This window comes from Pseudokineococcus sp. 1T1Z-3 (genome assembly GCF_037482365.1).
Lineage (GTDB): Bacteria > Actinomycetota > Actinomycetes > Actinomycetales > Quadrisphaeraceae > Pseudokineococcus.
The window spans coordinates 502,220-527,524 of sequence record NZ_JBBHZF010000023.1 but is presented as its reverse complement, the minus strand read 5'-3'; the positions used below and the strand labels follow the sequence as shown (position 1 = coordinate 527,524).

Here is a 25,305-nt window from a genome sequence, read left to right as displayed (position 1 = left end):
AGCGTCCCGCTGTCGATCGTCGTCCGGACAGCGTCCCGCTGACGATCGTCGTCCGGTCAGCGACACGCAGCGGGGCCCAATGAGGTGCGCACTAGGCGACTACTGCAAAGATGCAGCAATGACTTGGTGCTTCCGACTGCGCTTCAACCTGGCAGGCGGAGTTCGACTTCAGTCGACCGAGGCGCATTGGGAGATACAATCCGGCGAGCATGTAATAGGTGTCACGCCAGCCGACGGCGCCGACAGTCTACAACAATCACGACGTCTAGTTGCACGGGGAAGCGCTTACGCCAGCAAGTCTGATGCACTTGCAGCTGGGGAGAGATGGCGCGATCGAATTACTGTCGCCTTCGCCATGGTGAACATTGGCGCAGACTTCGGCGACCGGGCCCCGGGGGGCGGCTTTACGGAAGCCGGACTTGAGATAGCCCAAAAGGCGAGTGGCCTCCGAGCCCTGAACGACGTGCATGGACTGATGGCTTTCAGGTGCGAGCCACAACCGGTATTCCTCAGCATGAGCGGCGAAGCCAACCGAATCAGCAGTTCTCACAGCTTAGCCACCGCCTTCGCATCAGTGCTCGAGGCCGATGTGACAATGAAGCCGCAGCAACGACTTGCATACGACCTCTACGCAGCTTCCCAGAATGAAGCCAGCGCCGACGCCCAGTTCATAATGTTGATGATGGCATTGGAGACCCTCATCGAGCCGCAACGGCGTGCACAGGATGTCCAAGTGCTCGTCGACGATATGGTCCAGATGACCCGGGACAGCGGTCTACCGCATTCTACGAAGCAGTCCATCATTGGGTCGGTGAAGTGGATCCGCCAAGAGTCAATTGGTCAGGCGGGGCGACGCTTGGCAGAGCAGCAATTGGGCGATAAGGCGTACTTCGACGAGCCTGTTGGCAAGTTCTTCACAAGGTGTTACGGCTTGCGAAGCACTCTGGTTCACGGCAACGCGGAGCGTCCGTCGCGAGACGCTGTGGGCCTGAGAGCCGCTCATCTCCAGACTTTTGTCTGTGACCTAATAGTGGCCATAGTGCTCAACGATGGCGAGTAGCGCCAGGCGCTGGCGGGCAACACCCGCGACCACCTGAGTACTCAGGTCGCCACGGCGCTTGGCCGTCCCACTGCCGTCCCCTGCCGGCGCGACCGCGGCGTCGCGACGGCACTACCGCCGCTCCCCATCGCGTCGCACTCGGATCCCATGCGACGCGCCTACGCGGACGCGTCCGACGGTCGCCAGGGACAGCCTGCGCACTCGAGCAGCTTGACGGCCACGTCGTCCCAGCCCAGCACCTTTCGAACTGTCGACCGGACCGCGGAGAGCACCTCATGGGGCGATGACGCCTCCGTCGGGAAGTCGTGGTCGTCGATGACCGCAATCCACCGGTCGTGCTCGGCGGGGAAGACCTCGGATTGCACCGTCTTCAAGGCCTGCATGCTTGTTGCCCAGCCGGACCTGACGACCACTCCCAGCCGCTGGCCGGTCAGCGTCCCGCTGACAATCGTCAGCCGGTCAGCGCCTTCCCGGTATCGACGTCGATCGGCGCCTCGTCCATACGTGGTCGTCTCGCTCACTGATCGGGTGAGATCGAGGCACTCGGTGCTACTGCCGGCAAGAGGGGTCCCCTGCTGTACCCATGAGCGCTGCCGTGATGGCCCAGACCAGCTCCGTTGAGGTGGTCATTCCTCACGGTGGAGAGGCCGTCGTCGCGGGCGGTTGCGTCGGACTCGCATGCCTCGTCGTCCTGATCCTCGTCGCGCGACGTCGCCGCATCCGCGGCAACGGGAGCCACGAGGACTGAACCCGGTCACCATCCGGGCCTCCGAGGGCTGGCCGACTAGCGGTGGTCTCGGAAGGTCAACGTCCCGCTCACGACCGCCGTCCGGTCAGCCTCCTGCTGACATCGCTGGACGATCAACGTCCCGCTGACAGTTCGCCACTGGCCTGACCTGGTGGCAGTGGTCACGCTTTCCATCAAGCCAAATACTCAACTTACGTGAGGGGGCCTTGAGAGTGAAGGTCACGTGGGTACTTGCGGAGACCGCCACAACGACTTAGGCACTGATCGCAGGAAACAAGTACCCCTGGCAGGAAAGTGGGCCCGAGCTGCAGCCTGAGGTCTTCCAGACTCACCGGTACGCTTCTTATGCGAGCAAGGGGGTCGGCCGGCTTAGAGACAAAGCTTACTTCCTCGAGGTCAACCTTGGTGATGATCGCAGTCACGCCGACGCGGTAGAGCTGGTCGGCTGAGTGACGGCACGACTCCTCTTGACAGACACGGCACCATCCGAGGTCGTCAGGACCGCCGGGGACCATGTAAGCCCGCCCTTGTACGTGAGCGCATTCCGAAAGATGATCACCACACAGGCTACACTTTCGAACTGCCGGCCCGCCAATGCTGAGGCCTATGCGATTGTGCCCCAAGTCAACTGGACAGGTCCGCTGGTACGCGAGGCCGTCTTGTGTCAATTGGCAACCAAAAGTGGTCCGCACCCATCTTCCCGCCGCGTCAAGCGCTTTGTGGAAACCCTCCTCGTCTTCTGAGTCCTCTGCGTAATCCAACGCGGCGCGGAAAGCCGCCAGCGCGTCACGGGCAGTGCCCTCAGCCGTCGACCGCAGACTGTCGCGTCGCGCTCGATCGGTGGTTGCCGTCGCCTGGCCCACGAGTTGGCGAGCCTCGTGCAGGGTTTTCTCCGCGTTACGCAAGGTGGTTTGACGTTGACCGCGTTCGAAGTATTCCCGTAAGTCACCGTCACCTCCGGCTTCTACGAAGGTGAGTGCGCCAAGCCTGCCTTCCGGAGGTCGGGGTTCAGCCGCGCGGGCGTTCACGAAGACCCTGGATCACAGCGATGACGTCTTCGCCCGAGCCGCTGGCATGAAGCTCCCTTCGCGAACCATCGGCCTCCACGGCCGTTAGCGAGAGACTCACATGCCGGCTTGGTGGGGAAGACTTACGAATGAGCGCCTTGAGCCCGTCCCAGGCCGCACTGGAGCCGAAGTTGATGACAATTGCTAGCACTAGATCCGCCCACGCGCTGTGCTGCACGTTGAACAGGCGAGTTGCCGGAGGATCAAGGAACGATGCTCGAACTCCGGCTTCCCTTAGCTCTTTCACGATCATCTCGGTCGAAGCGTCGTAGATGCCTCGGCCTGCTTGGTCACGACGCTGGGGTTCAATCACGACGTCGCTGTCCTCGGGGCTGGTCGCCGTGACAGGCGACGAGGGGAGGCCCTCAGTGGCCGTCGTAGGTTCATGTGCCATACCGCACAGTAACCGTGACATCGACAAGAAGTCCTGTGCTGAGTGGACCGAGGCGGCGGACCCTGCAGCGACACAACCGGACGTCTTCAGCGACGCCGCGTAGACCTTCCTCGACAGCGAAGGGGGCCGTTGCACGAGGTGTTGACGTCCGCCCCGTGGCCAGGCCGCCGTCCCAGCAGTCGACCCCCAACCGGTGACCGCGCAGGTCAGAGGCAGCCCGAGGTGGCGTCTCGACGCTGGCGTCCCAGATGACCCGTCCGGATGGCCAATCCCGCACAGGTGCGCTGAACGGGACGGCCCACGAGCGCTCAACGGTCCCGCCTGTCGGCGCGCCGCAGAGGTCGTCAACCTCGTGCCCGGTCGCCGCGCCGACGAGCCGTGAGCTCCTCAGCAGGCGGCCTGACACGCGCAGGTGTCGACACCTGTCCCTCAATGGGTGACCGTTGCTCGGGTGCCCGAGGCACCGGGCGTAGTGGCACACGGTTCCGGACGCCCGGGACGACCTGGCCGGACACCTGTGCCAGAAACGATGGTTTGCGGAACGCTCCCCGACACTCCTTGCGATGGGTGCACCCTCTGGCACCATCGGCGATCATCGAGGCGACAGCCATCGCCCAACGCTGGGGAGAAGCTCGTGACATCGAACAACCGAAGATTGCCCTTTCTCGAGCCCACTATCAAGAGCCTGTTCGCATTGAGTGGTAATCAGTGTGCGTTTCCGACTTGCCGCAGCCCCATCATCGACGAACTTGGGCAAGTAGTCGCACAGATTGCCCACATCGTTGGCGTCGGCGAAAAGAACACCGCTAGAGCGGGCCCCACTTTCTCCCCAGAACAGCTCCGCGAACCCAGCAACCTCCTACTCCTTTGCTACGCGCACCACAAAGCAACGAACGACGAGACAACGTATCCCGTCGAGCGCATGTTGCGCATGAAAGAGCAGCATGAGCAGCGTTTTTCCGCCCTCACTGCCAGCTTACTCGCCACTGACTACGAGGATGTCACCACGGCAACCCGCTTTGCGGCCCCAGGCGACATCGGAGCGCTCGAGGCCAGGGATTACCCGGAGAGTGTCATCGGCGCCAACGATCAGCACCTTCTAGCGGCACTGCAGCAGTTGGCCCGAGTACCGATCCAACTTCGCTCTATCCTCGCCACGGTCATAGAGCTTGGCGTCGACGAAGACGGGCTAGCCTGGCGAGCGGACGATAACCTGGTTCGTAGAACCCTCGGGAACCCTGGCGCACAGTACAACGCCGACGTCGAGTCACTCTGCGAGCTGGGACTGCTCTACCGGGCCTACGACGGACGGGAGGACGAACCTGGCTCAAACGGGCTACTTGAGTTGGTGACCTCTTACAAGGAGCGGTTCTTCATTAAAGAGGGTGTCCTTCTCGCACTCAGCACCGCTATGCACGAACAGTTGGCCACACCTCATACGCTGTTCGTCCGCCTCGACTGGCGGTGCTTTGAAGGATGACCAGTCCCTCACCCCCGCAGGGCCAGTGGGCGTTACTGGACGTCGGCGTTGTTAAGGCAGCGATGGCGGACCTGCATGAATACACTGTGCCCTCTTTTTCATCGCGCATCTTCATTTCCGAGAGCGCGCTATCGCGCAGGGAAGCCTCAGCGGCGTCACCTGGCAGTGGAAGATGCTGACTTCATCCCTAGCGCTCGATGGCGGAGGGGCGAAGAAGCCGTACTACCGACCGTTCAACGAACACGGAACCGGGTCCGGCAATTGGATCAACCGAAACCTCGCAGGCTCCAGGGCACCGCGCTCGACTCGCCCCAACGGCGCCGCCAGGACGGTGATCGACTACGCAGAAGGTCCAGACGCGCCGCAAGAGAGCGTGGACCTCCGCCCCGAACACGCGCAGGCGGCACTCGACAACCTGCTCGGCGGGACTCGACTGCCCGCCCTCGCCTGGGCCCTCTGGTGGATGCGCGACTACGGGTTTCGGCCGGGTTTTCCTCCTGACAAGCAACCCTCCAACGTCATCAACGCCTTCCGTACCATCTTCCGCTTCAACGACACACCGGACGTGCGCCTTCTCAACGCCACGGGCGACTTCGACCTTCTCTTCGAGAGCCCTAGCGCATCAGCATTAGCCCAACCAGTCTTGGTGGAACCGAAATAACCACATCTGACGATGCCCAGTGGAGTGACGGACCGGCACGCCAGCCGCGGCTGACGGCCGCCGACCTGAACGTATCCGTGATGTCCGCAGTGGCAGGACACGCCTCGAATAACCCTGAGGAGCAAGCTCTAGCGTCAGACGACCCGACCCTCCTGAAGATCGTCAGCGTTCTCAGGGAGTACGGCGGGGTGATCTTGGCCGGCCCCCCAGGCACAAGCAAGTCCTGGTACGCCGCAGCGAACGCGCTGAGCCATGGCGTTGACGTAAGACGGGCCTTCGTGCAGCTCCACCCGTCCTACCAGTACGAGGACTTCATGCAGGGGTTGGCGCCCCGGTTGGACGGCGTCGGTTTCGCGCGCACGGACGGAATTCTCGTCCGAATGTGTCGTCGAGCGTCAGCCACTCCCGACGTTGAGTTCGTGCTCGTGGTGGACGAGCTCAGCCGCGGTGAGCCCGCTCGCGTGTTCGGTGAGGCCTTGACCTACCTGGAGCAATAAAAGCCAGACCTGCCCTTCGAGGTCGCCTCAGGCGAGACCTTGGCGCAACCTCCTCATCATCGCGACGATGAACCCCACAGACCGCGGGTTGACGAAGTGGACGCCGCGTTCGAGCGTCGCTTCGCCCGCGTCGCCATGGACCCCGACCCCGACATTCTCGACGACATGTTGACTAGTAACGACATGGAGGAGAGTCTTCGTAGAAGACTGGTTGCCTTCTTCAGTCGATCCACCCTGTCGTGACCCGCTTGGCGAAGGTGAACTCGCGGAAGTATCCGCCGAGCACGGCCTTGGCCTCGGCCGCGAGCTGCTGCACCACCTTCGATTCCCTGCCGGTCCCGTTCTGCACCTTGAGCGCCTTGCCGGCGTCGGAGACTCCGGTGGCCTGGATCGCAGCGATGTGCTCGTCGGTCAGCCCCGCGGCGTTCGCGAGCTCCATCACCCGCCGCGCCTGCGGACGGGCCTCGTCCAGGTGTCGGGTTCGGGCTACCACGCGCTGCCGTGGCGTCCCGCAAGACACGCACACCTGCTCGGGGCACCCAAGGAGCACCGCCCGCCGAACCAACTCGCGCGGGTAGGGCGCCAAGTGCGCACCCATGTTGCGCTCGGGATTAATCCGCCAGACGTCGCCCGGGTTGGCGCCATTGCCACCAAGAGCGTCGGAGTATCCAAACAGGTCGTAGTAGCACGAAGTCCGCGGCGCCAAATGGATGATGTACTCGTGACGGTTCGTTAGACGATTACGCGCCGGCTCGGGCATACCTCCATCCTTGGCCTATATAATTCGGGTGCGCACCACCCAGCCAGCGTCGACCGCGTCGGCCTCGATCCGCCCTGGGATGCCCACAAGTGACTTCCTGTGGTACGTGTCCCCTACGTTAAGGAAGATCGAGCCGGTAGGCCGCAGGACACGTCGCCACTCATTGAGGCAATCCATCATCGCGGACACGTAGGCCTTCGGCGTGGCCTCAAGCCCGATCTGGTCGTCATGGCCATAGTCACGCTTCTGCCAGTACGGCGGTGACGTGACGATGAGGTCTACGGTCTTCGCCTCGAGCGCAAGTTCGCGCGCGTCCCCGGCCACCATCCGAGAAGTTGCGGCGGGGAGCTGGCTTTTCCAGCTCTCCAGGCTGCCGATAGAGGCGGTACCAAGCGCAGCCCTTCCGGCCCGTCCGCCCGGTGCAACCAAGGGGCCGTTAGCCAGCTCCTGGGATGCAGCCCTGACCTCCGAGAGCCTGCGAGCCGACTGAATGTGGGAGGCGTCAGGCGCGCCCTCACACGCCACCACGCGGAGAGTGCATCATCTGTGCATCATGGCGTCACGAGATAAGTTGCTGCAGGAGCTGGGCTGCCGGCTTCAGCGCAGTCGCGCGTCCTGCGCCCCTTACGCAGTGGCGCCTCGCGGAAGTGTCAGGCGTCAGCAGACCGACTATCGCGCGCGCGGAGGCCGGAGCCGTGGTCCCACACCTCAGTACGATCAAGGCACTTGCGCGATCACTTGACGTCAGACCACAGGAGTTGACCCAAGACCTGGAAGCACTGTGGTCTCCTGCCGCCACCGACAACGCACGCGACTAGCGACAGCGACGTCCTTCTACCGCGCGGCGTCGTACGCGTCGAGAATGCGCTGAGCCACCCGACCGCGGTCGGAGACGGCATGGCCGTTGTCGCGGGCCCAGGCACGGACAGCGTCGAGGTCGGTGCGCTTGGGCCCAGAGCTCGCTCGGGCGCTGCTCGAGCGCGCGGACGCCCCGCCACCGGCGGCGCTGCGGCCGGTGGTCTTGCGGGCGTTGGTGATCCACTCGGAGAACGACTCCTCGATGGAGGCGGCGTGCTCGTCGTTGAGGTCGATCTCGTAGTTGGTGCCCTGGAAGGCGAAGGTGACCGTCTGGGTGGCCTCTCCGCCGTCGATGTCGTCGGTGAGGATGATCTGCGTCTTCTGGGCCATGTCCGCCATTCTTGCGGATGGGCGGTTCCTTTTTCCAATGCACGCGCCACCCGGGGTGTCGGTGGCGGCACTTACGGTCCACAGCCATGAGTGAGCAGGCCCCTCCCCCGCACGAGCACTTGTTTCATCGCGGCGCCGTGGACGCGGGGAGGGCGGCGCGGGAGGCGGGCCGGTCGTACCTGGTGGGGTGTGCGTTGTGCGGTCGGTCGGTGCAGCTGGGTGTCCCTGATGTCGGGCCGCGCCCGGCGTGGCGCGGTCCGGTGCAGCCGTGGCCTGCGCTCGAGCGGGGTCTCCGTCGCCCGAAGTGACCGTCTGGTCAGGTGATGGGCTCGACGGTGGCGCCGGTGATGCGCTCTCGAGCGCTGGGCGTGGCCGTCGCAGACGTCGTAGGTGGCGCCGGTGGTGTCGGTGATGCGGTGTGTCACGGGCTCGGGGCATGGCGTGGAGACACGGTCGTACCCCCAGCGACGCGGGCACTCCTCGACCTTGCAGACGGTGCGGTCTCCGTCGCTGACGAGGGTGTTGCCGTGCTGGGGACAGACGCCCCACTCGATGCCGCAGGCCAGGTCGGGGGTCGCGGCGATCCGGGCGAGCTCGCCGGCGGTGTCCTCCAGCGCACGGGAAACACGACGGGCCTGCCCCACGGCCTCGTCGAGGCGGAAGCCGGCACGGGACCGGGCGCTGGGGTCCTCGGCGCGCAGCGCGGCCTGCACGGCCTCGATGCGGGTGGCGAGGTCGTCGGCGGCCGCAGCTAGCGCGCGCAGGTCCGCCGGGGTCGGGCGGATGGTGCTCACCGCTGGTCCTGGGTGCCCTGCCCCAGGGGTGGGAGGCCGACGCTGGCGCGCAGCTCATCCTCGGTGGTGCCACGCAGACGCTGGGGGTCCTGCAGGAGGAGGTCGACGGCGACGCGGACGAGGGTGTTGTCGGTGATCCGCTCCCCCACGCCGCTACGGCCGCCGCCGCGGCGGGCTTCGTTGAGGGCACGGGTGAGGTTGGCGAGCTCGGAGACCTGCCCGGAGTGCATCCGGGCCTCGCGGCGCACGAGCTGGAGGTACTTCGGCACCCCGGCAGTCTGTGAGTCTGGCACTCCGGGACCCTGTCGCTCCGTGCTTGACGACGTCGGCGCGGTGCCGGTCACCTCGGCCGGCGCAGCGGCCTCGGTGGAGTCGGGCTCGTCTGCGCGGTTGGAGCGGATGAGGCGGGCGACGCCGGCGGTGGGGCGGCCGCCGCGGGGCGGAAGCCCGGCGAGGGCGCGGCGCGGGGAGGTGGTGGGGTCGGTGCTCATCGGATCCCTCCTGTGGTGGCGGCAGCGCTCGAGGCGGCTTCTTGGTGGGAGATGCGGGCGATGATCTCTTCGCCGAGGGCTTGGAAGTCCTCGGCGAGGCCGGTGGCGCTGCGGGAGCTGGGGCCCTCTCCCCCGGTGGCGGGCTGGCCGGTGGTGGCGCCGCGGAGGCGCTCGTACCACTTGGGGGCGGCGAGGACGGCTAATTCGAGCTCGTAGGCGAGTAGCCGCGGTCGCGGGTCTCCTGGGCGGCGGCTTCGGCGTGGCGGATGGCAGTGGTGAACAGGGCGTCGGGTGAGCCGAGGTCGTCGGTGATGGCGGCGCGGGCGGTGTCGCTGACGCGGCGGGCGGCGCGGTTGACGCCGAACAAGACGACGCCGAGCAGGTCGAGGTCGGGGTTGATGTCGACGACGGCTCCGAGGCGGCGGGCCACGTCACGCAGGCCCTTGCGGAAGGAGGCGTCGGTCTTGACGGAAATGAGGGCCCAGCGGGCGGCGGCGAGGGCTGCCTGCTGGAAGGTCTCCTGCCCGGGGGGGAGTCGATGAGGACGAGGTCGTAGTCCTCGACGTAGCCGGCGATGGCGTCAGCGAGGGCGGTCGTGGCGACGGCGGGGTCCTTGTGGGCTCGCATGGTCAGGCCGGCGGCGGCCATGTCGAGCTGAAATCCGCCGACGAGGACGTCGAGGTGGTCTCGGACACCGAGGCGGGGGCGACGGAGGCAGGGAAGGCCAGCGCCTGGGCGAGGGCGACTCACCCGACCGTGGGGAGGGCTCGCGCATCTGCTTGCACGCTCAAATACCGGGGGCGTACGGTCGGCGTCGGCGCCAGCGACGACGTCACGACCCGGCCGCCCCTGGCGGCTCGCGACCCGGCCCGCACGGGCCCAGTGACGAGGAGCACCCATGACCCACCACCACACCCGCACCGACCTCGGCCTGCTCGCGCTGCGCGCGGGCGTCGGCGGGACGATCTTCGCCCACGGCGCGCAGAAGCTGTTCGGCTGGTTCGGCGGCCACGGCATCGCCGCCACCGCGGGCGCCATGGAGTCCATGGGCTTCCGGCCCGGTCGCCGCAGCGCCGTGCTGGCCGGCCTCGGCGAGGTGGCCGGTGGCGCCGGGCTCGCGCTCGGCCTCGGGACGCCCGTCGCCGGGGCGGCCAGCGCCGCGACGATGACGACGGCCGCCGTGGTCCACCGCCCGGCCGGCTTCTTCGCCATGTCGGGCGGCTACGAGTACACCGCGATGCTCGCGACCGCCGGCTCTGCGCTCGCCGTCGCCGGGCCCGGCCGCTACTCCCTCGACCACGTGCTCGGGAACCGCCTCAACCGCCCGTGGATGGCGACCGTCGCGCTGACCGCCCTCGGCGCAGCCGCCGCGCACGTCATCACCCAGCGGGACAAGGCCGTGGCGGCCGCCGCGGCGGCGCAGCAGACCTCGGACGCCGAGCAGGTCGCCCACGCCGAGCAGGCGGAGACGACCGGGGCCTGACCCCGGCCGCAGCGCCATGAGCGACCTGGACGCCCGGCCGGAGGAGCGCCGCGTGCCGGCGGAGGCCATGGGCTCCGCCGGTGGCCCCCGCCGGGAGGTCCTGCCCACCCGGACGGTGCCGCTCGGCGGCGTCCGCGGCGTGCAGGTGCAGCGCACGCTCCCCCAGCGCGACGTCCCGACGGTCGGCGCGTGGTGCTTCGTCGACCGCTACGGCCCGTCGACGGCACCGATGCGCGTCCTGCCGCACCCGCACACCGGCCTGCAGACCGTCACCTGGCCGCTCGCCGGGCCGGTCCGCCACCGCGACAGCGTGGGGAGCGACGTGCTCGTGCGTCCCGGTGAGCTCGACCTCATGACGGCCGGGCACGGCGTCAGCCACTCCGAGGTGGCCGACGACGGCGCCGAGCTCTCCGGCGTCCAGCTGTGGCTCGCCCTGCCCGAGGAGGCGCGCCACCAGGCGCCTCGCTTCGAGCAGCACCGCGACCTGCCGGTGCTGGAGGGCCCGTCGTCCTCCAGCACCGTCATGGTGGGCACGCTCGGCGACCGGGAGTCGCCGGCGCTGGTCCACACCAGGGCCCTGGCCGCCGAGGTGACCGTGCGCCGCGGGACGACGGTCCTCCCGCTCGACCCTCGCGACGAGCACGCCCTGCTGCTGCTCACGGGCGACGCCGCCGACCTCGACGTCGACGGCGCCCCGCTGCAGCCCGAGGGCACCCCGGCCGGCCTGCTGCACCTCGGGACGGGTCGCCGCGAGCTGCCGCTCGAGGCCCGCGCCGAGGTCCGCGTGCTGCTGCTCGGCGGGGAGCCCTTCCGCGAGGACCTGCTGATGTGGTGGAACCTCGTCGCCCGCACGCACGAGGAGGTCGCCGCCGCCCGCGAGGAGTGGGAGGCGCGCAGCAGCCGCTTCGGCGTCGTCGACGGCCACGGCGACGAGCGCATCCCGGCGCCCCCGCTGCCCGGCGTCCGGCTGGTGCCGCGCCGACGCCGCCGCTGAGCCCGTCAGGTGGTCGCGGCGAGCCCCGGCAGCCGGTCGGCGCCGACCCGGCGGCGCCGCGCGACCACCAGCGTCGTCACCAGGAGCCCGCCGAGACCCCACGCGGCGAGCAGGACGACGGCGCCCGCCGTGCCGTCACCGCCGGCCAGCACGCCGCGCAGCGCCGTGAGGGCCGGCGCGAAGGGGCTGAGGTCGCCCACCGCCGCCAGGGCCGGCGCCGTCGTCGACAGCACCGCGGTGGCCGCCCCCAGGGCCAGCAGCAGCACCGCGACCAGCCGGCCGAGGCCGCCGAGCGCCGCCACGAGCGCCTGGTTGAAGGCCGCGAGCGCGGCGCCGGCCACGAGCAGCACGGCCGTCGTCGCCAGCACCCCGCCGCCCCCGAGACCGAGCAGCAGGCCGAGCGCCACGGCCAGCACCACGGCCTGGGCGAGCGCGACCGCGAGCGCCGGCAGCAGCGCCCGCCCCGCCAGCGTGGCCGAGCTGCGCCGCGAGCTGAGCAGCCGCGCCGGCACGGCCCGCAGCAGGAGGAAGGTGGCGATGGCGCCGATCCCCAGCGCCAGCGCCGCGACCAGCGCGGCCCCTGAGGCGCCGAGCGTCCCCGTGCCCGCCGACACCGTCTGCACGGGTGAGGTGACGACGTCGACGGCCTCCGCCCGCTCCTGCTCGGAGAGGTCGGGCACCTCGGCGGCGCCCTCCTCGAGCCCGTCGCCGAGCGCCTGGGTGCCGTCGGCCAGCTCACCGGCCCCGTCGGCCAGCTGGTCCGCCCCGTCTGCGAGGCCCCGGGAGCCGTCGGCGAGCTGGTCCGCGCCCCCGGCGAGCCCCCGGGTGCCCTCGGCCAGCTGCCCGACGCCGCCGGCCGCGGCCTCGACGCCGGGCGGGACCTGGCGAGCGCCCTCGGCCGCCGCCGCGGCCCCGTCGGCGAGGGCTTGCGCGCCCTGCGCGGACTCGCGGACGCCCGCGGCCAGCGGGGCGGCGCCGTCCGCGACCTGGCCGACGCCCTGCGCCAGGCCCTGCGCGCCGGCCTGCAGCTCCTGGGTGCCGCCGGACAGCTCGTCGGCGCCCCCGGCCACCTCGGACGCCCCGGCCGCGAGCTGACGCGCACCACCGGCCAGCTGCCCGACCCCGCTGACGAGGCCGTCGACGCCGTCGGCCGCCAGGACGAGGCCGCCGCCGAGGCTCTCGGTGACCGTGGCCAGCCGCGCGAGCCCCGCCGTCGTCTCCTGCTGGCCGTCGGCGACGCCGCGGACCCCGCCGGCGAGACGGTCGGCGCCGTCGGCGACCCCCGTGCTCCCGCTCGCGAGGCCCTCGACGCCGGTGGCGACGCCCCCCACGGCGTCCACGGCGTCCACGGCGCCCTCGGCGACGCCCTGGCTGCCGGCGGCGACCTGCCCGGCGGCGGCGACGACGCCACCGGCCGCGGCCTCCGCCTCGCTCGTCCGGGCGGCCACGGCCTCGGCGTCCTCGACGAGCGCCACGACGCTGGCGCACACGGCCGGGGCCGGGTCGTCGGCGCACTGCTCCCGCGCGGCCTGCAGGCCGCTGCTGACACGGCCGGCGGCCTCGGGGAGCCCGGCGACGGCGTCCTCGAGGTCCTGAGCGCTCGCGCCGAGGTCCCCGGCCGCCGAGCCGACCGTGCCGGCGCCGTCCGCGAGCGGCTGCAGCCCCTGCTCCACGCCCGTCAGCGCAGGCCCGAGGGCGTCGGCGGCCGCCGCCAGGTCCCGGCTGCTCCCGGCCAGCGTGCCGGCCCCGTCGGCGAGGGCACGGCTGCTCGCGGCGAGCTCTCCCGCGCCGTCGGCGCTGTCCTGGAGGCCCTGCCCCACCCCGACGACGCCCTGGGCCAGCTCGGCCGTGGCCCCCGGCAGCGGCGCGGCCTCCGTGGCGAGGGTCCCCAGCCCCTGGGCCAGCCCGCCGACACCACCGGCGAGCTGCCCGGCGCCACCGGCGAGGGCGTCGGCGCCGCCGGAGACCTGCCCGAGCCCACCCGCCAGGTCCTGGGCTCCCCCGGCGAGCGGTCGCAGGCCGCCGGCGAGCTGCTCGGTGCCGTCGGCGGCCTGGCCGAGACCGGTGGCGAGCTGCTGGGTGCCCCCGCTCAGGTCGGTGACCCCGTCGGCCAGCTGGCGCGTGCCCACGGCCAGCTGGCCCAGCCCGACGACCGCCTGGTCGCCGCCGTCGGCCAGCTGGCGCGCGCCGCCGGCGAGCTCGTCGGCGCCCTCGGCCACCTGAGCGGCGCCGTCGCCCAGGTCACCGGCCCCGTCCCCGAGCTGTCGGGTGCCGTCGGCCAGCTGGTCGGCGCCGTCGGCGGCCTCGCGGACGCCGTCGGCGACGCCGGAGAAGCCGACGTAGAGCCCGTCGACGACCTGGGCCGAGAGCTGCTCGCGCAGCGCGTCGGCGGCCACCGTCGCCACGAGCTGCCCCACGACGGGGTCGGCGACCGGCCCGTCCTGCGTCGTGCGGACGTCGAGGACCGCCTGCTGCGGCTCGCCGTCCTCGTCGGCCAGCGACGTCGCCGCGGCCGAGAAGGTCGGCGGGATCGTCACGACGACGGAGTACGTGCCGTCCTCGAGCCCCTCCCGGGCGCCGTCGGCGTCGGCGATGCTCCACGACAGGTTCGCGACGCCGGCGACCTCCTCGGTGCCGACCAGCTCGGCGACGACCAGGCGCCCGACGGGGGCCAGCTGCCCGTCGACCTCCACCGGCTCGTCGAGGTTGACGACGGCGGCCTGCACCCGGCCCAGGTCGTCGGCGGGGTCCCACAGCGCCGTGACGAAGGCGAGCGCCACGAGCACCGGCACGAGAGCCAGGCCCACGAGGCCGAGGGGGCCCACGGCGGGACGGTCGTCGCGAAGACGCTCGCCGCGCAGCGCGGTCCAGCGTGCCCGGGCGGTCGGGTCGGTGCGGGGCATCAGCGGGCGCCTTCCAGGAGCTGGTCGAGCGAGGAGTCGGCCGGGTGGGCCGGCGGTGGGCTGTCCGGGGCCGCGAGCGCGAGGGTGGAGACGGGCACGTCGGCGTCCTGGCCGGCGGCCAGCCGGGCGGCGAGGTCGCGGGTGCCCTCGACGTCGTCGGGCGAGGTGGTGACGACGACGGCCAGGTCCCGCTCGCAGCACGCCTGCACCAGCGGCGCCAGGACGTCGCCGTGCCGGCGGGCAGGGGCGAGCTCCAGCCCCTCGAGGACGACGACGCCCGCGCCGCCGGAGGCCGCCGCCTGCGCCGCGGCGACCACGTCGGAGCCGTCGCCGGCCCGCACGAGCGCGACCCGGCGGCGGGCGGCCCGCGCCTGCTCGGGCAGCACGAGGGAGTCGACGACCAGCCGGCCCCCGCTCGGCCGCGCCCGGCCGGAGACGACCAGCGCGAAGGCCGACCGCTGCACGGGCGCCGCCGAGGTCACGAGGAGCACGCCGCGCTCGTGGTGGACGTCGACGTCCGCCAGCAGCCCTGCGACCCCGGGCCGACGGCTGCCCAGCGCGAGCGCCTCGGCGTGCACGCCCCGGGCGCCGGGGCGGGGCCAGTCCTGCAGCGCCAGGCGCCGGGACAGCCCCTCGCCCTCGACGTCGAAGCTCGGCAGCACCCGGTCCAGGGAGCGCGGCAGCCACCAGGCGCGCTCGCCGAGCAGCGCCATGACGGCCGGGACGAGCGTCATCCGCACGACGAACGCGTCGACGAAGACGCCCACGGCCAGCGCGAGGGCGATCGGCTGCAGCGTCGCGTCGCCCTCGGGCACGAACGCGGCGAAGACCGACACCATGATCACGGCCGCCGCGACGACGACCCGGGAGGAGCTCATGAAGCCGTGGTGGACGGCGTCGAGGGCGCTCGCGCCGTGGGTGTGCTCCTCGCGCATCCGCGAGACGAGGAAGACCTCGTAGTCCATCGCCAGGCCGAAGAGCAGCCCCATGAGGATGATCGGCAGGAAGCTGATGACCGGCCCGGTCGCCGCCGTGTGCAGCGGTCCCGCCAGCCAGCCCCACTGGTAGACGGCGACGACGACGCCGAAGGTCGCCAGCACCGACAGCAGGTACCCCAGCGTCGCCTTCACGGGCACCGCGACCGACCGGAAGACCATCGTCAGCAGCACGAGGGAGAGCCCGACGACGAGCAGCGCGAAGGGCACGAGCGAGGCCGACAGCCGGTCGGAGACGTCGATGCCGACGGCCGTCTGGCCCGTGACGGCGATGTCGACGCCCAGGTCGGCGCTGATCTCCGGCTCCAGCGCCCGCAGGTCGGCGACGAGCTGCTCGGTGCTCTCCGAGCTCGGGCCCTCCTCGGGCACGACCTGGACGACCATCGTGTCGGCGGTCGGGTTCGGCACCGCGAGCGGCACGTCCGCGACGCCGGGCAGCTCGCGCACCCGGGCGGCGACGTCCGCGACGAGGCCCAGCGGGTCCTCGCTCGTGACGATCTCCCCGGTGACGACGAGCGGCCCGTTGTAGCCGGCGCCGAGCTCTGCGCTGACGAGGTCGTAGGCCTCCCGCTGCGTCGTGCCCTGCGGCGACGTGCCGTTGTCCGGCAGCGCGAGCCGCAGGTCGGCGGCCGGCAGGGCCACGACGCCGAGGCCGACCACGACGAGCAGCGTCGTGACGAGCGGGCGGCGGGTGACCAGCCGCACCCACCGGGCGGCCAGGGGGTGGCGGGCGGCGCGCCCGTCGACGGGCTCGTCCGTCGCCGCGGCCGCCCGAGGCCCCGACCGCCTCCCCGGCCGTGCCTGCCGGGCACGTCGGGGCCGGGGGGTGAGCCGCTCGCCCAGGGCCCCCGCGACGGCCGGCACCAGCGTGAGGGCGACCGTCACCGCGACGGCGACGGCGAGGGAGGAGGCGAGACCCATGACCGTGAGGAACGGGATGCCGACGACCGACAGGCCCGAGAGCGCGATCATCACGGTGAGGCCGGCGAAGACGACGGCCGAGCCGGCCGTGGCCACCGAGCGGCCCGCCGCCTCGACCGGGGCGACGCCGTCGGCGAGGTGGTCGCGGTGGCGGACCAGGACGAACAACGCGTAGTCGATGCCGACCGCCAGGCCGATCATCAGCGCCAGCAGCGGTGCGGTGGAGGAGACCTCGACGACGGCCGTCGCGGTCCACAGCAGCGCCAGCGACACCGCGGCGCCGAGGACGGCGGTCAGCAGCGGCATGCCCGCGGCCCGCAGCGAGCCGAGGGTGAGCAGGAGGACGACGAGGGCGACGCCGAGCCCGACCAGCTCGATGATCGACAGCGCGGGGGCGCCGGCGATGAACGCGCCGCCGCCGGCCACGACGTCCACCTGCGCGGTGCTGGCGTCCTCGGCGAGCGCGACGAGGGCGTCACGGGTCTGCTCGGTGACGCCGTCGGCGTCCGTCGTCATCGCCGCCGTGACGACGGCGGCGCCACGGTCGGGCGACACGGGGCCGCCGCCCACCTCGGCGTAGGGCGAGGCGACGGCCGCGACCTGCTCCAGCTTCTCCAGCCGGGGCACGAGGTCCTCGACGACCGAGCGGACCGGCGGGTCGTCCACGGTCAGGCCGTCGGCCGCGACGACGACCATCTGCGCGCTGGCCCCGCCGGCCTCGGGGAAGGTCTGCGAGAGCCGGTCCAGGGCGTCCTGGGACTCGGTGCCCGGGATGGCGAAGGAGGAGGTCAGGCCGGCGCCGAGGGTCGCCGCGCCGGCGCCGGCGCCGACGAGCACGAGCAGCCAGGTGAGCAGGACGGCGCGCCAGCGGCGCGCGGCCAGGGAGCCGAGCGCGGAGAGCGTGGAGGACACGGGCAGGCCTCTCGGGTGCGACGTCGTCGGGTGGTGGGACGGCTCAGACGGCGGGCGTCGGCGCGGCCGGCTCGGCGAGGACCCGCCCGGCGAGGTCGGCGACGAGGTGCACGAGCTCCTCGGCGTCGAGCCCGAGCGGGCAGCGGGCCCGGTCCCCGTGCAGGCGGGCGGCCTCGACGACGAGCCCGAGCGCAAGCACCACCTGGAGGCGCTCGCGGGGCCCGGCGCCCGGGCGCAGCGCGTCGACGACGTCCTCGGCCAGGGCCTCCAGGCGGGCCGACGCGCCCGTGGCCCGCAGGGCGGCGCCCGGGCCCGACGGAGCGGCGGCGGTCGCGGTGGCGTCGGCGGGCAGGGCCACCATCACCAGGTCGAGCAGCCCGGGGTGCTCGACGGCGACGCGGACGACGTAGCGCAGCAGCTCGCCGTCCACGGCCGGTGCCGCCCGCACCTGCGCCAGCACCGCGGCCATGCGGCGCTCCGCCTCGGCCGCGGCGGCGTCCAGCAGAGCCTGCTTGCTGGGGAAGCGGTGCAGCAGACCGGTCTTGGAGTAGCCGACGGCGTCGGCGACCTGCTGCAGCGACGTCCCGTCGATCCCCTGGGCGGCGAAGAGCCCGGCCGCCACCTCGAGGATGCGCGCGTCGATCTGCTCCCTGCTCGGTCGTGCTGGTCGCACGCCCTCCGTGGTCGTGACCACGACACCTCCTGCTCGGTCGTCCCGGCGGTCACGGCCCCGTGGTCACCCACGGTGGACCGCCGCGGTCCATGGTGGACCATCCTGGTCCGGCGCGGGACGCCAGGGGTCGACGTCGGGCGCATAGCCGCAGACGCGGTGCTAACGTCCGTCTCGTGCCGCACTTCCGGATCCGCGAGGCTGCCGACCTCCTCGGCGTCAGCGACGACACCGTGCGCCGCTGGGTCGACACCGGCGCGCTGGAGGCGGGCAAGGACGAGGCCGGGCGGCTCGTCGTCGACGGCGCCGCCCTGGCCGTGCACGCCCGCGAGCACGCCGCCGCGGCGGCCTCGGACCCCACCGGGGTGGCCCGCAGCGCGCGCAACCGCTTCGTCGGGCTCGTCACCCGGGTCGTCGTCGACGGGGTCATGGCCCAGGTCGAGGTGCAGTCCGGGCCGCACTCGGTGGTCTCGCTCATGAGCGCCGAGGCCGCCCGCGAGCTGGAGCTGGAGCCCGGGAGGGTGGCGGTCGCCGTCGTCAAGGCGACGACGGTCGTCGTCGAGACCCCGGGGAGGACGGCGTGAGCGTGGGCACGGCACGCACAGGTGCGTCGTGGACGGGCGCGCGGGAGGGCGCGAGGGGGGCGCTGGCCGCGGCGGCGCTGGCCCCGCTGCTGCTGCTCGTGGCGTGCAGCGGCGGCAGCAGCAGCCCCGACGCCAGCACCGACGGGGCGACGGCGACCTCGGGAGCCGGCGAGCAGGAGCTCTCGGGCTCCCTCACCGTCTTCGCGGCCGCCTCGCTCACCGGGGTCTTCGCCGACCTGGAGTCCCGGTTCGAGGCGGCGAACCCCGGCGTGGACGTGCAGGTGAGCTACGCCGGCTCCTCGGACCTGTCCGCGCAGATCACCGCGGGCGCCCCGGCCGACGTCTACGCCTCCGCCGACGAGCGGACCATGCAGCAGGTGGTCGACGCCGGGCTCGTGGCCGGCGAGCCCTCGACCTTCGCCACCAACGTGCTCACGGTCGTGACGCCGCCGGACAACCCGGGCGGGGTCGAGAGCTCCGCCGACCTCGCCGACCCCGACCTCGACGTCGTCGTCTGCGCCCCGCAGGTGCCGTGCGGCGCGGCGACGCAGCAGGTCGAGGAGGCCACGGGCCTGGACATCGCGGCCGACAGCGAGGTCGGGTCGGTCACGGACGTGCTCGGCACGGTGACGAGCGGGCAGGCCGACGCGGGCGTCGTCTACGTCACCGACGCCGTCCGCGCGGGCGAGGACGTCGCCGTCGTGCCGCTGGAGGGCTCGCAGGAGGCCGTCAACACCTACCCGGTCGCCGAGCTGGTCGAGGCCGCGGACCCGGCGCTCGCGCAGGCCTTCGTGGACCTCGTGCTCTCGACCGAGGGCCAGGAGGTCCTCGCCGCGGCCGGCTTCGGGGCGCCGCAAGGCTCGTGAGGCGAGCGTCGGCGTGGGGTGCCCCGCCCGGCGCGCAGCTGCCGCGGTGGGTGGCCGTGCCGGCGGCGGCGGGGGCGCTGCTGGTGCTCGCGCCGCTGCTCGCGCTCGTCCTGCGGGTGGACTGGGCGGACTTCCCGGCCCTCGTGACGAGCGAGTCCTCCCGCGCCGCGCTGCTCCTGAGCCTGCGCACCGCCGCGACGGCGACGGCCCTGTGCGTCGTGCTGGGGGTGCCGATGGCCCTCGTGCTGGCGCGGACGTCGCTGCCGGGCCTGCGGGTGCTGCGCGCCCTCGTGCTGCTGCCGCTCGTGCTGCCGCCGGTCGTGGGCGGCATCGCGCTGCTGTCGGCGTTCGGGCGGCGCGGTCTGCTCGGGGAGCGCCTGGAGGTCCTCGGCGTCTCGATCGCCTTCTCGACGACCGCCGTCGTCCTCGCGCAGACCTTCGTGGCCCTGCCGTTCCTCGTCGTCAGCCTGGAGGGGGCGCTGCGGACGGCGGGGCACCGGCACGAGCAGGTCGCCGCGGTGCTCGGCGCGAGCCCGACGACGGTGCTGCGGCGGGTCACGCTGCCCGTCGTCGTGCCGGGGCTGGCGTCGGGCGCGGTGCTGTCCTTCGCGCGGGCGCTCGGGGAGTTCGGGGCGACGCTGACCTTCGCGGGCAGCCTGCAGGGGGTCACGCGGACGCTGCCGCTGGAGATCTACCTGCAGCGGGAGGTGGACCCCGACGCCGCCGTCGCCCTCTCGCTCGTGCTGGTGGTGGTCGCCGCGGTCGTCGTGGTCGGGGTGCGCGCGCCGGCGCCGCGGCGCTCGTGAGCGCCGCCGAGGGCCTGCGGCTGCAGGCGCGGGTGCGGGCCCGCGACGTCGAGGTGGACCTGCACGTCGCCCCCGGCGAGGTGGTGGCGCTGCTGGGGCCCAACGGCGCGGGCAAGTCGACCGTCCTGGACCTGGTGGCCGGGCTCCTGCGGCCCGACGACGGGCAGGTCGTGGACGCCGGCGAGGTGCTCGCCGACGAGCGCACCTTCGTGCCGCCGCACCGGCGCCGCACGGCCCTGCTGGCCCAGGACCCGCTGCTCATGCCGCACCTGCCGGCGCTCGACGACGCCGCCTTCGCGCCGCGGGCGCGCGGGGCAGGCCGGGCAGAGGCCCGGGCGGAGGGGCGCCGGTGGCTGGAACGGGTCGGCGTCGCTGACCTCGCGGGGCGACGGCCGCACCAGCTGTCGGGCGGCCAGGCGCAGCGGGTGGCGCTGGCGCGGGCGCTGGCGGCGCGCCCGCGGCTGCTGCTGCTCGACGAGCCGCTCGCCGCGCTCGACGTCGCCGCGGCGCCGGCGCTGCGCCAGCTGCTCGCCGAGGTGCTGCGCGAGGACGGCCGCTCGGCGCTGCTCGTGACGCACGACGTCCTCGACGTGCTCGCGCTCGCCGACCGCGTCGTCGTCCTGGAGCGGGGGCGGGTCGTCGAGGAGGGCAGCGCCGAGCAGGTGCTGACGACGCCGCGCAGCGCCTTCGCGGTGCGGCTGTCAGGGCTGAGCGTGCTGCGCGGGACCGGCTCTGCCGCAGGGCTGCGCCTGCACGACGGCGTCGTGGTGCCGGCCGCGCTCGACGGCTGCGCGGCCGGGGAGCCGGCGCTGCTGCACCTGCCCCCGCGCGACCTCGGGCTCGCGGCACCGGGCGACCCGGGTCTGCTGCGGACGACCGTCGCCGGCCTGGAGCCCCGCGGCGGCCTCGTCACGGTCATCGGCCAGGACGCCGCCGACGGGTGGCCGGGAGTGCGCGTCGAGGTGCCCGCCGCGCGGGCGGTGGGGCTGGCGCCGGGGGACGTCGTCGGTGTGGACGTCACCGGTGCCGGGCTCTGCGCCCGCGCGCGGCCCGCCACCTGACCGTCGCGTGCCGCAGGACCTGCGCAAGGACGCAGAGCCTCTGCGAGCACCGCGCTCACCTGCGATGACGCTGGCACGACACCCTGATGCGCAGGTCCGGCGGCACGTCAGCCGCCCGGCCGCCTCTCCTGCCGTTCCCTCGGCATCCCCACCACGTCGAGCGCGGTGGGCGTGGCGACCTGGATGCCGGCCTCGTCGAGACCGGTGAGCACCTGGCGGGCGATGGCGTCCTTGACGGCGCGGACGCCGCGGTGGGGCGCGAGGAAGCGCACCGACAGCTCGACCCACTGCTCGGTGAGGCGCCAGAAGACGGCCGGGTCGAGCGAGGCGTCGGACATCGCGTACCGCGAGCGCATGACGGCGAGGGCCTGCTCGGCCTCGGGGTCGCCGACGACGGCGTGGTCGCACGCCGCGGTCAGCAGGATCTCCTCGGCCCGCACCCGGTCCTCGGTGTAGGGGATCGGCAGGGCGATCTCCTCCCACAGGTAGGGGAAGTCGCGCGTGTAGTTGGCCACCGGCTCGGTGAAGATCGTCCCGTTGCTCACCGTGACGATCCGGCCCGTGTACTGCCGGGCGTGCACCCACGAGGCGCCGTCGGACCCGGCGACGGCGGGCGGGCGGCCCATCTCCATGATCGTCGTGCGCAGGAAGCCGAGGCGGACGACGTCGCCGCGCACGCCGCCGAGCTCGATGCGGTCGCCGACGTTGAAGGTGTCCCCGCGCAGGATGACGAAGTACGCCGCCAGCGACAGCACGACCTGCTGCAGCGCGAAGGCCAGGCCCGCGGTGAGGAGGCCGACGCCGACGGAGACGTCGGTCTCCGGCGTCACCCAGATCGACACGAGACCGAGCACGAGCACGACGGCCGTGACCACCTGGACGGCCTGGCGCGCCCAGAACCGCCGCGGGTCGGCGACGGCGCCGCCGAGGACGGCGCGCAGGACGGCCAGCGCCCCGGCGCGCAGCACCATCACGAGGGCGACGAGCAGCCCCGTGAAGAGCAGCTTGACCGCCGTCGTCACGCTGACGCCGACGAGCGTCACCCCGAGGACCTGCACGGCCCCTGACTCGACACCGACGACGTCGGGCACGGCGGCGAGGAGGCTCACGACGCGAGGGTAGGTGCGACGGCGCACCCGTCGACGGCGAGCACTGCACGACATCGGTCTCGTGGACGGACGCGTGCGTCCTTCGGCTCAGGTCGTCGTCCGAGTCTTTCGCGTCCGCGAGCGCCGACGAGGCGTCCTGTATGACGTGCGGGAATGCTTACCGGACGAGTCTGCCGGGACGGGCATCGCTCAGAACCGTCCCACCTCGGCCTTGACCTCGATGGTCACCGGTAGAGGGTCATCTGCTGGGACGGACCGCTGTAGCGGGGACTTCTCGCGCGAGTAAAAGTGATGAAGACTTTTCTGGACCGCCTTCGTGGACGGGCACACTGACCTAGCAGCGACGCGGTGGCATCTGAGCGAAGGTGGGTACCGACACGTGCGGTGGATGATGGCTGTAGGGGCAGCGACCTCGCTTGCCGCGGTCTACTTCGCCTTGCGCGGCGTTGGTGTGCTGGGGGAAGGGGACAGTGGCCTCTTCTCAGTCGCTATCCCCTTCGCCGCCCTTGCGGTCGTCTGCGTCATAGGCGTGGTGCGGAAACGCCACGAGGGCCGCGCGCGACAGGAGTAGCCATCGCGGTCGCCATGCTCCGTCCAGCGATCCTCTGCGGACGCCTGGGCCTGACATCGGGGACGGCGGCCAGCGTCACGGCCGACCTGGGCGGTCTCCTGGGCTGCCGAGGCCGGTGGCGGCGCGGTCTAGGGCTCCTACGACGGCGATCGCGCTCTTTCGTCGGCCGTGCGTGGCCGGCGGCTGCCATGGGTGGAGGTCGGCGTCGAGGTTGAGCGCGAGGTGCTCGAGCAGGTGTTGCCACTGCGCTTGGGCATGGTCGAGGGCGTCGGCGGCTTGGCGGACCGCGCTGAGCAGCTGCTCGGGGGTGGTGGTGCCGGCGGTCAGAGAGCCGCGGTGCCCGCGGAGCGCCTCGACGAGCCGGGCGAGGTGTTCGTCCTCGGTGAGGGCGCGGTCCATGTCGGGCAGCGGGCCGCCGACCCTGGCCGGCGGCACAGGTGAGGGGGCCAAATCTTGCGGGCGAAGGCGCGCGAGCAGCCAGCGGCGCACGGGAACGCGGACTGGGCTGTGCAGCTCGGCCACGGCGCGGTGGTCGAGGTCGGCGAGCACCGCGTCGGCGTAGGCGTCACCGCCAGCGGCGCCGGTGGGCCAGTGCAGCCCGCGCAGGGTGGAGGTCGCGGTCCAACGGTGCCCCGAGCGGTAGCGGCAGGAGTGCTCGTAGGCGGCTCGCTCAGCGGCGGTAGAGGCGGTGGGGGAGAGGTAGCCCCAGCGGCCGGCTTCGTCGAGGTGGTCGTCGATCCGGTAGGCATGGGCGAGTAGGGCACGGGCGGGCGTCGATCGCGGCACGTTGACGAGGTAGCTCTTCAGGCGGGTCCTTGCAGTGGTGGTGCGTCCGGCACGTAGGTCGGCGTGCGTGCGGTCGAAGACGTCACCGCTGGCCGTGGTGGTCACCCGCGGACTGTGCCCCATGGAGCCACCGTCATAGCCGGTTAGAAGGTGCTCGTGCGGCTGCCGGTCAGGTCAGTTGGGTGAGGTGGTGTGGGAGACCGACGCGGAGCGGGTCGTACGCGTGGCCCAGATGCGGCTGGTGAGAAGTGCCGCGGCGAGCAGGAGCGCGACCAGCAGCGCTCTGGTGACGAGGCCGTCGGTGCTGGTGGGCGTGTCGGAGTCCATGACGGCCCCGCCGATCAGGACGACGCCCACCGCTGCGGTCGCGGGCACGAGCAGGGCAGCTCGCGGAGTGGGAGGATCCGCTGCAACCGCAGCAGGTGCTCGCGCTCGTAGAGCCGGACCCCGCCCGCCCCGGTCCCAGCGGGCACGAGCAGCGCGATGGCGTCGTAGTGCCGCAGCGTGCGCGCCGTCGTCCCCGACGTCCGCGCCACCTCGGCCGTCGTCCACGCCACCGGTCCGCTCCCATCCCTCGCCCGCTCACCACGGCGCCGGCAGGACCTCCCTGCCGGCCCTCCGGACGCTAGGGACTGACGCAGCGTCAACCGCAAGACCAGAGCATCGGGGACCGGAAGACGGGACTGCTGCTCGAGCAGATGACTGCGGACAAGCACGGCCAGGCGACGTCACCGGTGGGGGATCGACAGCGGGACGCTGTCCGGCCAGCGATCGTCTACAGAGTGAGAGAGCGGGTCGTCGTCAGCGCCGACGTCGGGGCTTGGGTCGACTCGGCGGGTCGTCGATGGGCTCCGGGTCCCGGAAGGGCTGAAATGTGTCCGGGCCAGGCCGGTAGTCATGGGCTTCCCATGGCGGGACGGGCGCCACCCCGCGACCAGCGCCGAAGGTCCACCAACCGCTGCCGGTGTCCTTGGTCTTGGCGATGCTGTCGTCCCAGTTGACGAGAGTGAAGCGGAACCAGCCCTCTTCGTCGGAGAGCGGCTGTCCCCAGGCCTCGGAGGCCATCTGGCCGATCCCCGTGCTGACCTTCAGCATGTGCTCGAGGACGGCTACGTGGCGCGTCCTGAGTCGGCCATCGTCGCCACGCTCCTGGTAGCTGAAGGTTCGCCCGCGGACGTCGATCGTGAGGTCCGGGACGTCGTCGGGATCGGCGTCGTGGGCGATCGCTGCGGCCAGGCGGCGGAAGCGGCGATCTGCGTCCGTCTCCATCCGGACATCTTCGCGCGCTGGCCTGAGTGCGCTGTGTGCTTTCCACGACCAGGTGAGGGGAAGGGTGCGCCGCCCTCGGCCTGCTCCGCTTAGCGATCGACAGCGGGACGCTGTCCGGTCAGCGATCGGCATGGCATGGGGACGCTCACCAGAGCAGCAGCGGCCATGCGGGGCGTAGGCGAGCCATCCAGCGCGGAGACCTCGAGCACGACGTCGCCCGTCGCCGAGGGAGCGC

Annotated in this window: 26 protein-coding genes and 1 pseudogene; 11 read left to right on the top strand and 16 right to left on the bottom strand. The window is 72.2% G+C overall.

Annotated elements, in window-relative coordinates:
- The first annotated feature begins 355 nt into the window (after positions 1-355).
- The gene (locus WDV86_RS09810) at positions 356-1,060 is read left to right on the top strand and encodes a hypothetical protein (RefSeq protein ID WP_339567441.1); all 705 of its coding nucleotides are present in this window, start codon (positions 356-358) and stop codon (positions 1,058-1,060) included.
- Between the two features lie 158 nt (positions 1,061-1,218).
- On the opposite strand, the gene WDV86_RS09805 is transcribed toward WDV86_RS09810, so the two are convergent.
- The gene (locus WDV86_RS09805; RefSeq protein WP_339567440.1) at positions 1,219-1,581 is read right to left on the bottom strand and encodes a hypothetical protein; all 363 of its coding nucleotides are present in this window, start codon (positions 1,579-1,581) and stop codon (positions 1,219-1,221) included.
- 1,235 nt (positions 1,582-2,816) lie between these two features.
- Positions 2,817-3,188, bottom strand: coding sequence for a hypothetical protein (locus WDV86_RS09800; protein WP_339567439.1), 372 nt, complete (start codon positions 3,186-3,188; stop codon positions 2,817-2,819).
- A gap of 715 nt (positions 3,189-3,903) precedes the next feature.
- On the opposite strand from WDV86_RS09800, the gene WDV86_RS09795 reads away from it, so the two are divergent.
- The 3 genes from WDV86_RS09795 (at position 3,904) to WDV86_RS16270 (ending at position 5,907) form a co-directional block, all read left to right on the top strand.
- On the top strand, positions 3,904-4,749 hold the full coding sequence (locus WDV86_RS09795; protein ID WP_339567438.1) for a hypothetical protein: 846 nt from the start codon (positions 3,904-3,906) through the stop codon (positions 4,747-4,749).
- A gap of 331 nt (positions 4,750-5,080) precedes the next feature.
- Positions 5,081-5,410, top strand: coding sequence for a hypothetical protein (locus WDV86_RS09790; RefSeq protein WP_339567437.1), 330 nt, complete (start codon positions 5,081-5,083; stop codon positions 5,408-5,410).
- 80 nt (positions 5,411-5,490) lie between these two features.
- The gene (locus WDV86_RS16270; protein ID WP_445262990.1) at positions 5,491-5,907 is read left to right on the top strand and encodes an AAA family ATPase; all 417 of its coding nucleotides are present in this window, start codon (positions 5,491-5,493) and stop codon (positions 5,905-5,907) included.
- Between the two features lie 220 nt (positions 5,908-6,127).
- Here WDV86_RS16270 and WDV86_RS09785 read toward each other — a convergent pair whose 3' ends face one another.
- Positions 6,128-6,667 carry a hypothetical protein gene (locus tag WDV86_RS09785; RefSeq protein ID WP_339567436.1) on the bottom strand — a complete coding sequence of 180 codons (540 nt, stop codon included), beginning with the start codon at positions 6,665-6,667 and terminating at the stop codon, positions 6,128-6,130.
- 15 nt (positions 6,668-6,682) lie between these two features.
- Positions 6,683-6,994: a DNA methyltransferase gene (locus WDV86_RS09780; RefSeq protein ID WP_339567435.1), complete on the bottom strand. Its 312-nt coding sequence runs from the start codon at positions 6,992-6,994 to the stop codon at positions 6,683-6,685.
- A 212-nt stretch (positions 6,995-7,206) separates the two neighbouring features.
- On the opposite strand from WDV86_RS09780, the gene WDV86_RS16265 reads away from it, so the two are divergent.
- On the top strand, positions 7,207-7,485 hold the full coding sequence (locus WDV86_RS16265) for a helix-turn-helix transcriptional regulator (RefSeq protein WP_445263018.1): 279 nt from the start codon (positions 7,207-7,209) through the stop codon (positions 7,483-7,485).
- A gap of 16 nt (positions 7,486-7,501) precedes the next feature.
- Here the strand turns inward: WDV86_RS16265 and WDV86_RS09775 are convergent, their stop codons facing one another.
- The 4 genes from WDV86_RS09775 to WDV86_RS09760 all read right to left on the bottom strand — a co-directional run bounded on the left by WDV86_RS09775 (position 7,502) and on the right by WDV86_RS09760 (position 9,570).
- Positions 7,502-7,855 carry a histone-like nucleoid-structuring protein Lsr2 gene (locus tag WDV86_RS09775; protein ID WP_339567434.1) on the bottom strand — a complete coding sequence of 118 codons (354 nt, stop codon included), beginning with the start codon at positions 7,853-7,855 and terminating at the stop codon, positions 7,502-7,504.
- 71 nt (positions 7,856-7,926) lie between these two features.
- Positions 7,927-8,649: a hypothetical protein gene (locus WDV86_RS09770; protein WP_339567433.1), complete on the bottom strand. Its 723-nt coding sequence runs from the start codon at positions 8,647-8,649 to the stop codon at positions 7,927-7,929.
- Entirely contained in the window at positions 8,646-8,918 is a 273-nt protein-coding gene (locus tag WDV86_RS09765) for a hypothetical protein (protein WP_339567432.1), read from the bottom strand. The genes WDV86_RS09770 and WDV86_RS09765 overlap by 4 nt, the downstream gene beginning before the upstream one ends.
- Before the next feature lie 421 nt (positions 8,919-9,339).
- The gene (locus WDV86_RS09760; protein WP_339567431.1) at positions 9,340-9,570 is read right to left on the bottom strand and encodes a hypothetical protein; all 231 of its coding nucleotides are present in this window, start codon (positions 9,568-9,570) and stop codon (positions 9,340-9,342) included.
- A 468-nt stretch (positions 9,571-10,038) separates the two neighbouring features.
- On the opposite strand from WDV86_RS09760, the gene WDV86_RS09755 reads away from it, so the two are divergent.
- Complete coding sequence (locus tag WDV86_RS09755) at positions 10,039-10,623, top strand: DoxX family protein (protein WP_339567430.1); 585 nt, start codon at positions 10,039-10,041, stop codon at positions 10,621-10,623.
- Positions 10,624-10,639: 16 nt separating this feature from the next.
- Entirely contained in the window at positions 10,640-11,617 is a 978-nt protein-coding gene (locus WDV86_RS09750; RefSeq protein ID WP_339567429.1) for a pirin family protein, read from the top strand.
- 5 nt (positions 11,618-11,622) lie between these two features.
- Here the strand turns inward: WDV86_RS09750 and WDV86_RS09745 are convergent, their stop codons facing one another.
- The 3 genes from WDV86_RS09745 to WDV86_RS09735 all read right to left on the bottom strand — a co-directional run bounded on the left by WDV86_RS09745 (position 11,623) and on the right by WDV86_RS09735 (position 18,042).
- Positions 11,623-14,442, bottom strand: a complete 2,820-nt coding sequence (locus tag WDV86_RS09745; RefSeq protein WP_339567428.1) for a YhgE/Pip family protein — start codon at positions 14,440-14,442, stop codon at positions 11,623-11,625.
- Between the two features lie 77 nt (positions 14,443-14,519).
- A complete protein-coding gene (locus WDV86_RS09740; protein ID WP_339567427.1) occupies positions 14,520-17,348 on the bottom strand; it encodes an MMPL family transporter in 2,829 nt (942 codons plus the stop codon).
- Positions 17,349-17,391: 43 nt separating this feature from the next.
- On the bottom strand, positions 17,392-18,042 hold the full coding sequence (locus WDV86_RS09735; RefSeq protein ID WP_339567426.1) for a TetR/AcrR family transcriptional regulator: 651 nt from the start codon (positions 18,040-18,042) through the stop codon (positions 17,392-17,394).
- A 152-nt stretch (positions 18,043-18,194) separates the two neighbouring features.
- Here WDV86_RS09735 and WDV86_RS09730 point away from each other — a divergent pair, with 152 nt between their 5' ends.
- Genes WDV86_RS09730 through WDV86_RS09715 form a run of 4 tightly spaced genes read left to right on the top strand, consistent with a single transcriptional unit; the run spans position 18,195 to position 21,335 of the window.
- Positions 18,195-18,602 (top strand): TOBE domain-containing protein, encoded by a 408-nt coding sequence (locus tag WDV86_RS09730; protein ID WP_339567425.1) that lies wholly within the window; start codon positions 18,195-18,197, stop codon positions 18,600-18,602.
- Between the two features lie 2 nt (positions 18,603-18,604).
- Positions 18,605-19,468, top strand: coding sequence for a molybdate ABC transporter substrate-binding protein (gene modA / locus WDV86_RS09725; RefSeq protein WP_445263017.1), 864 nt, complete (start codon positions 18,605-18,607; stop codon positions 19,466-19,468).
- The gene (locus tag WDV86_RS09720) at positions 19,465-20,274 is read left to right on the top strand and encodes an ABC transporter permease (protein WP_339567423.1); all 810 of its coding nucleotides are present in this window, start codon (positions 19,465-19,467) and stop codon (positions 20,272-20,274) included. The genes modA and WDV86_RS09720 overlap by 4 nt, the downstream gene beginning before the upstream one ends.
- A complete protein-coding gene (locus WDV86_RS09715; protein ID WP_339567422.1) occupies positions 20,271-21,335 on the top strand; it encodes a sulfate/molybdate ABC transporter ATP-binding protein in 1,065 nt (354 codons plus the stop codon). Before WDV86_RS09720 ends, WDV86_RS09715 begins: the two co-directional genes overlap by 4 nt.
- 107 nt (positions 21,336-21,442) lie before the next feature.
- Here the strand turns inward: WDV86_RS09715 and WDV86_RS09710 are convergent, their stop codons facing one another.
- The 5 genes and pseudogenes from WDV86_RS09710 to WDV86_RS09690 form a co-directional block, all read right to left on the bottom strand.
- Positions 21,443-22,444: a mechanosensitive ion channel family protein gene (locus WDV86_RS09710; protein ID WP_339567421.1), complete on the bottom strand. Its 1,002-nt coding sequence runs from the start codon at positions 22,442-22,444 to the stop codon at positions 21,443-21,445.
- A 646-nt stretch (positions 22,445-23,090) separates the two neighbouring features.
- Positions 23,091-23,906, bottom strand: a complete 816-nt coding sequence (locus tag WDV86_RS09705; protein WP_339567420.1) for a DUF6584 family protein — start codon at positions 23,904-23,906, stop codon at positions 23,091-23,093.
- Positions 23,907-23,975: 69 nt separating this feature from the next.
- Positions 23,976-24,128 carry a hypothetical protein gene (locus tag WDV86_RS09700; protein ID WP_339567419.1) on the bottom strand — a complete coding sequence of 51 codons (153 nt, stop codon included), beginning with the start codon at positions 24,126-24,128 and terminating at the stop codon, positions 23,976-23,978.
- A gap of 56 nt (positions 24,129-24,184) precedes the next feature.
- Positions 24,185-24,358 (bottom strand): annotated as a pseudogene (locus WDV86_RS09695) (MerR family transcriptional regulator); the annotation flags it as partial.
- Between the two features lie 244 nt (positions 24,359-24,602).
- Positions 24,603-25,070 carry a hypothetical protein gene (locus tag WDV86_RS09690; protein WP_339567417.1) on the bottom strand — a complete coding sequence of 156 codons (468 nt, stop codon included), beginning with the start codon at positions 25,068-25,070 and terminating at the stop codon, positions 24,603-24,605.
- Positions 25,071-25,305: the final 235 nt, after the last annotated feature.

Bases quoted from the DNA above. Each gene is read 5' to 3' on its own strand.
- WDV86_RS09785 (WP_339567436.1), bottom strand. From the start codon at position 6,667: ATGCCCGAGCCGGCGCGTAATCGTCTAACGAACCGTCACGAGTACATC.
- WDV86_RS09755 (WP_339567430.1), top strand. From the start codon at position 10,039: ATGACCCACCACCACACCCGCACCGACCTCGGCCTGCTCGCGCTGCGC.
- WDV86_RS09690 (WP_339567417.1), bottom strand. From the start codon at position 25,070: ATGGAGACGGACGCAGATCGCCGCTTCCGCCGCCTGGCCGCAGCGATC.
- WDV86_RS09775 (WP_339567434.1), bottom strand. From the start codon at position 7,855: ATGGCCCAGAAGACGCAGATCATCCTCACCGACGACATCGACGGCGGA.
- WDV86_RS09810 (WP_339567441.1), top strand. From the start codon at position 356: ATGGTGAACATTGGCGCAGACTTCGGCGACCGGGCCCCGGGGGGCGGC.
- WDV86_RS09700 (WP_339567419.1), bottom strand. From the start codon at position 24,128: ATGGACTCCGACACGCCCACCAGCACCGACGGCCTCGTCACCAGAGCG.
- WDV86_RS09750 (WP_339567429.1), top strand. From the start codon at position 10,640: ATGAGCGACCTGGACGCCCGGCCGGAGGAGCGCCGCGTGCCGGCGGAG.
- WDV86_RS16270 (WP_445262990.1), top strand. From the start codon at position 5,491: ATGTCCGCAGTGGCAGGACACGCCTCGAATAACCCTGAGGAGCAAGCT.
- WDV86_RS09780 (WP_339567435.1), bottom strand. From the start codon at position 6,994: ATGGTGGCCGGGGACGCGCGCGAACTTGCGCTCGAGGCGAAGACCGTA.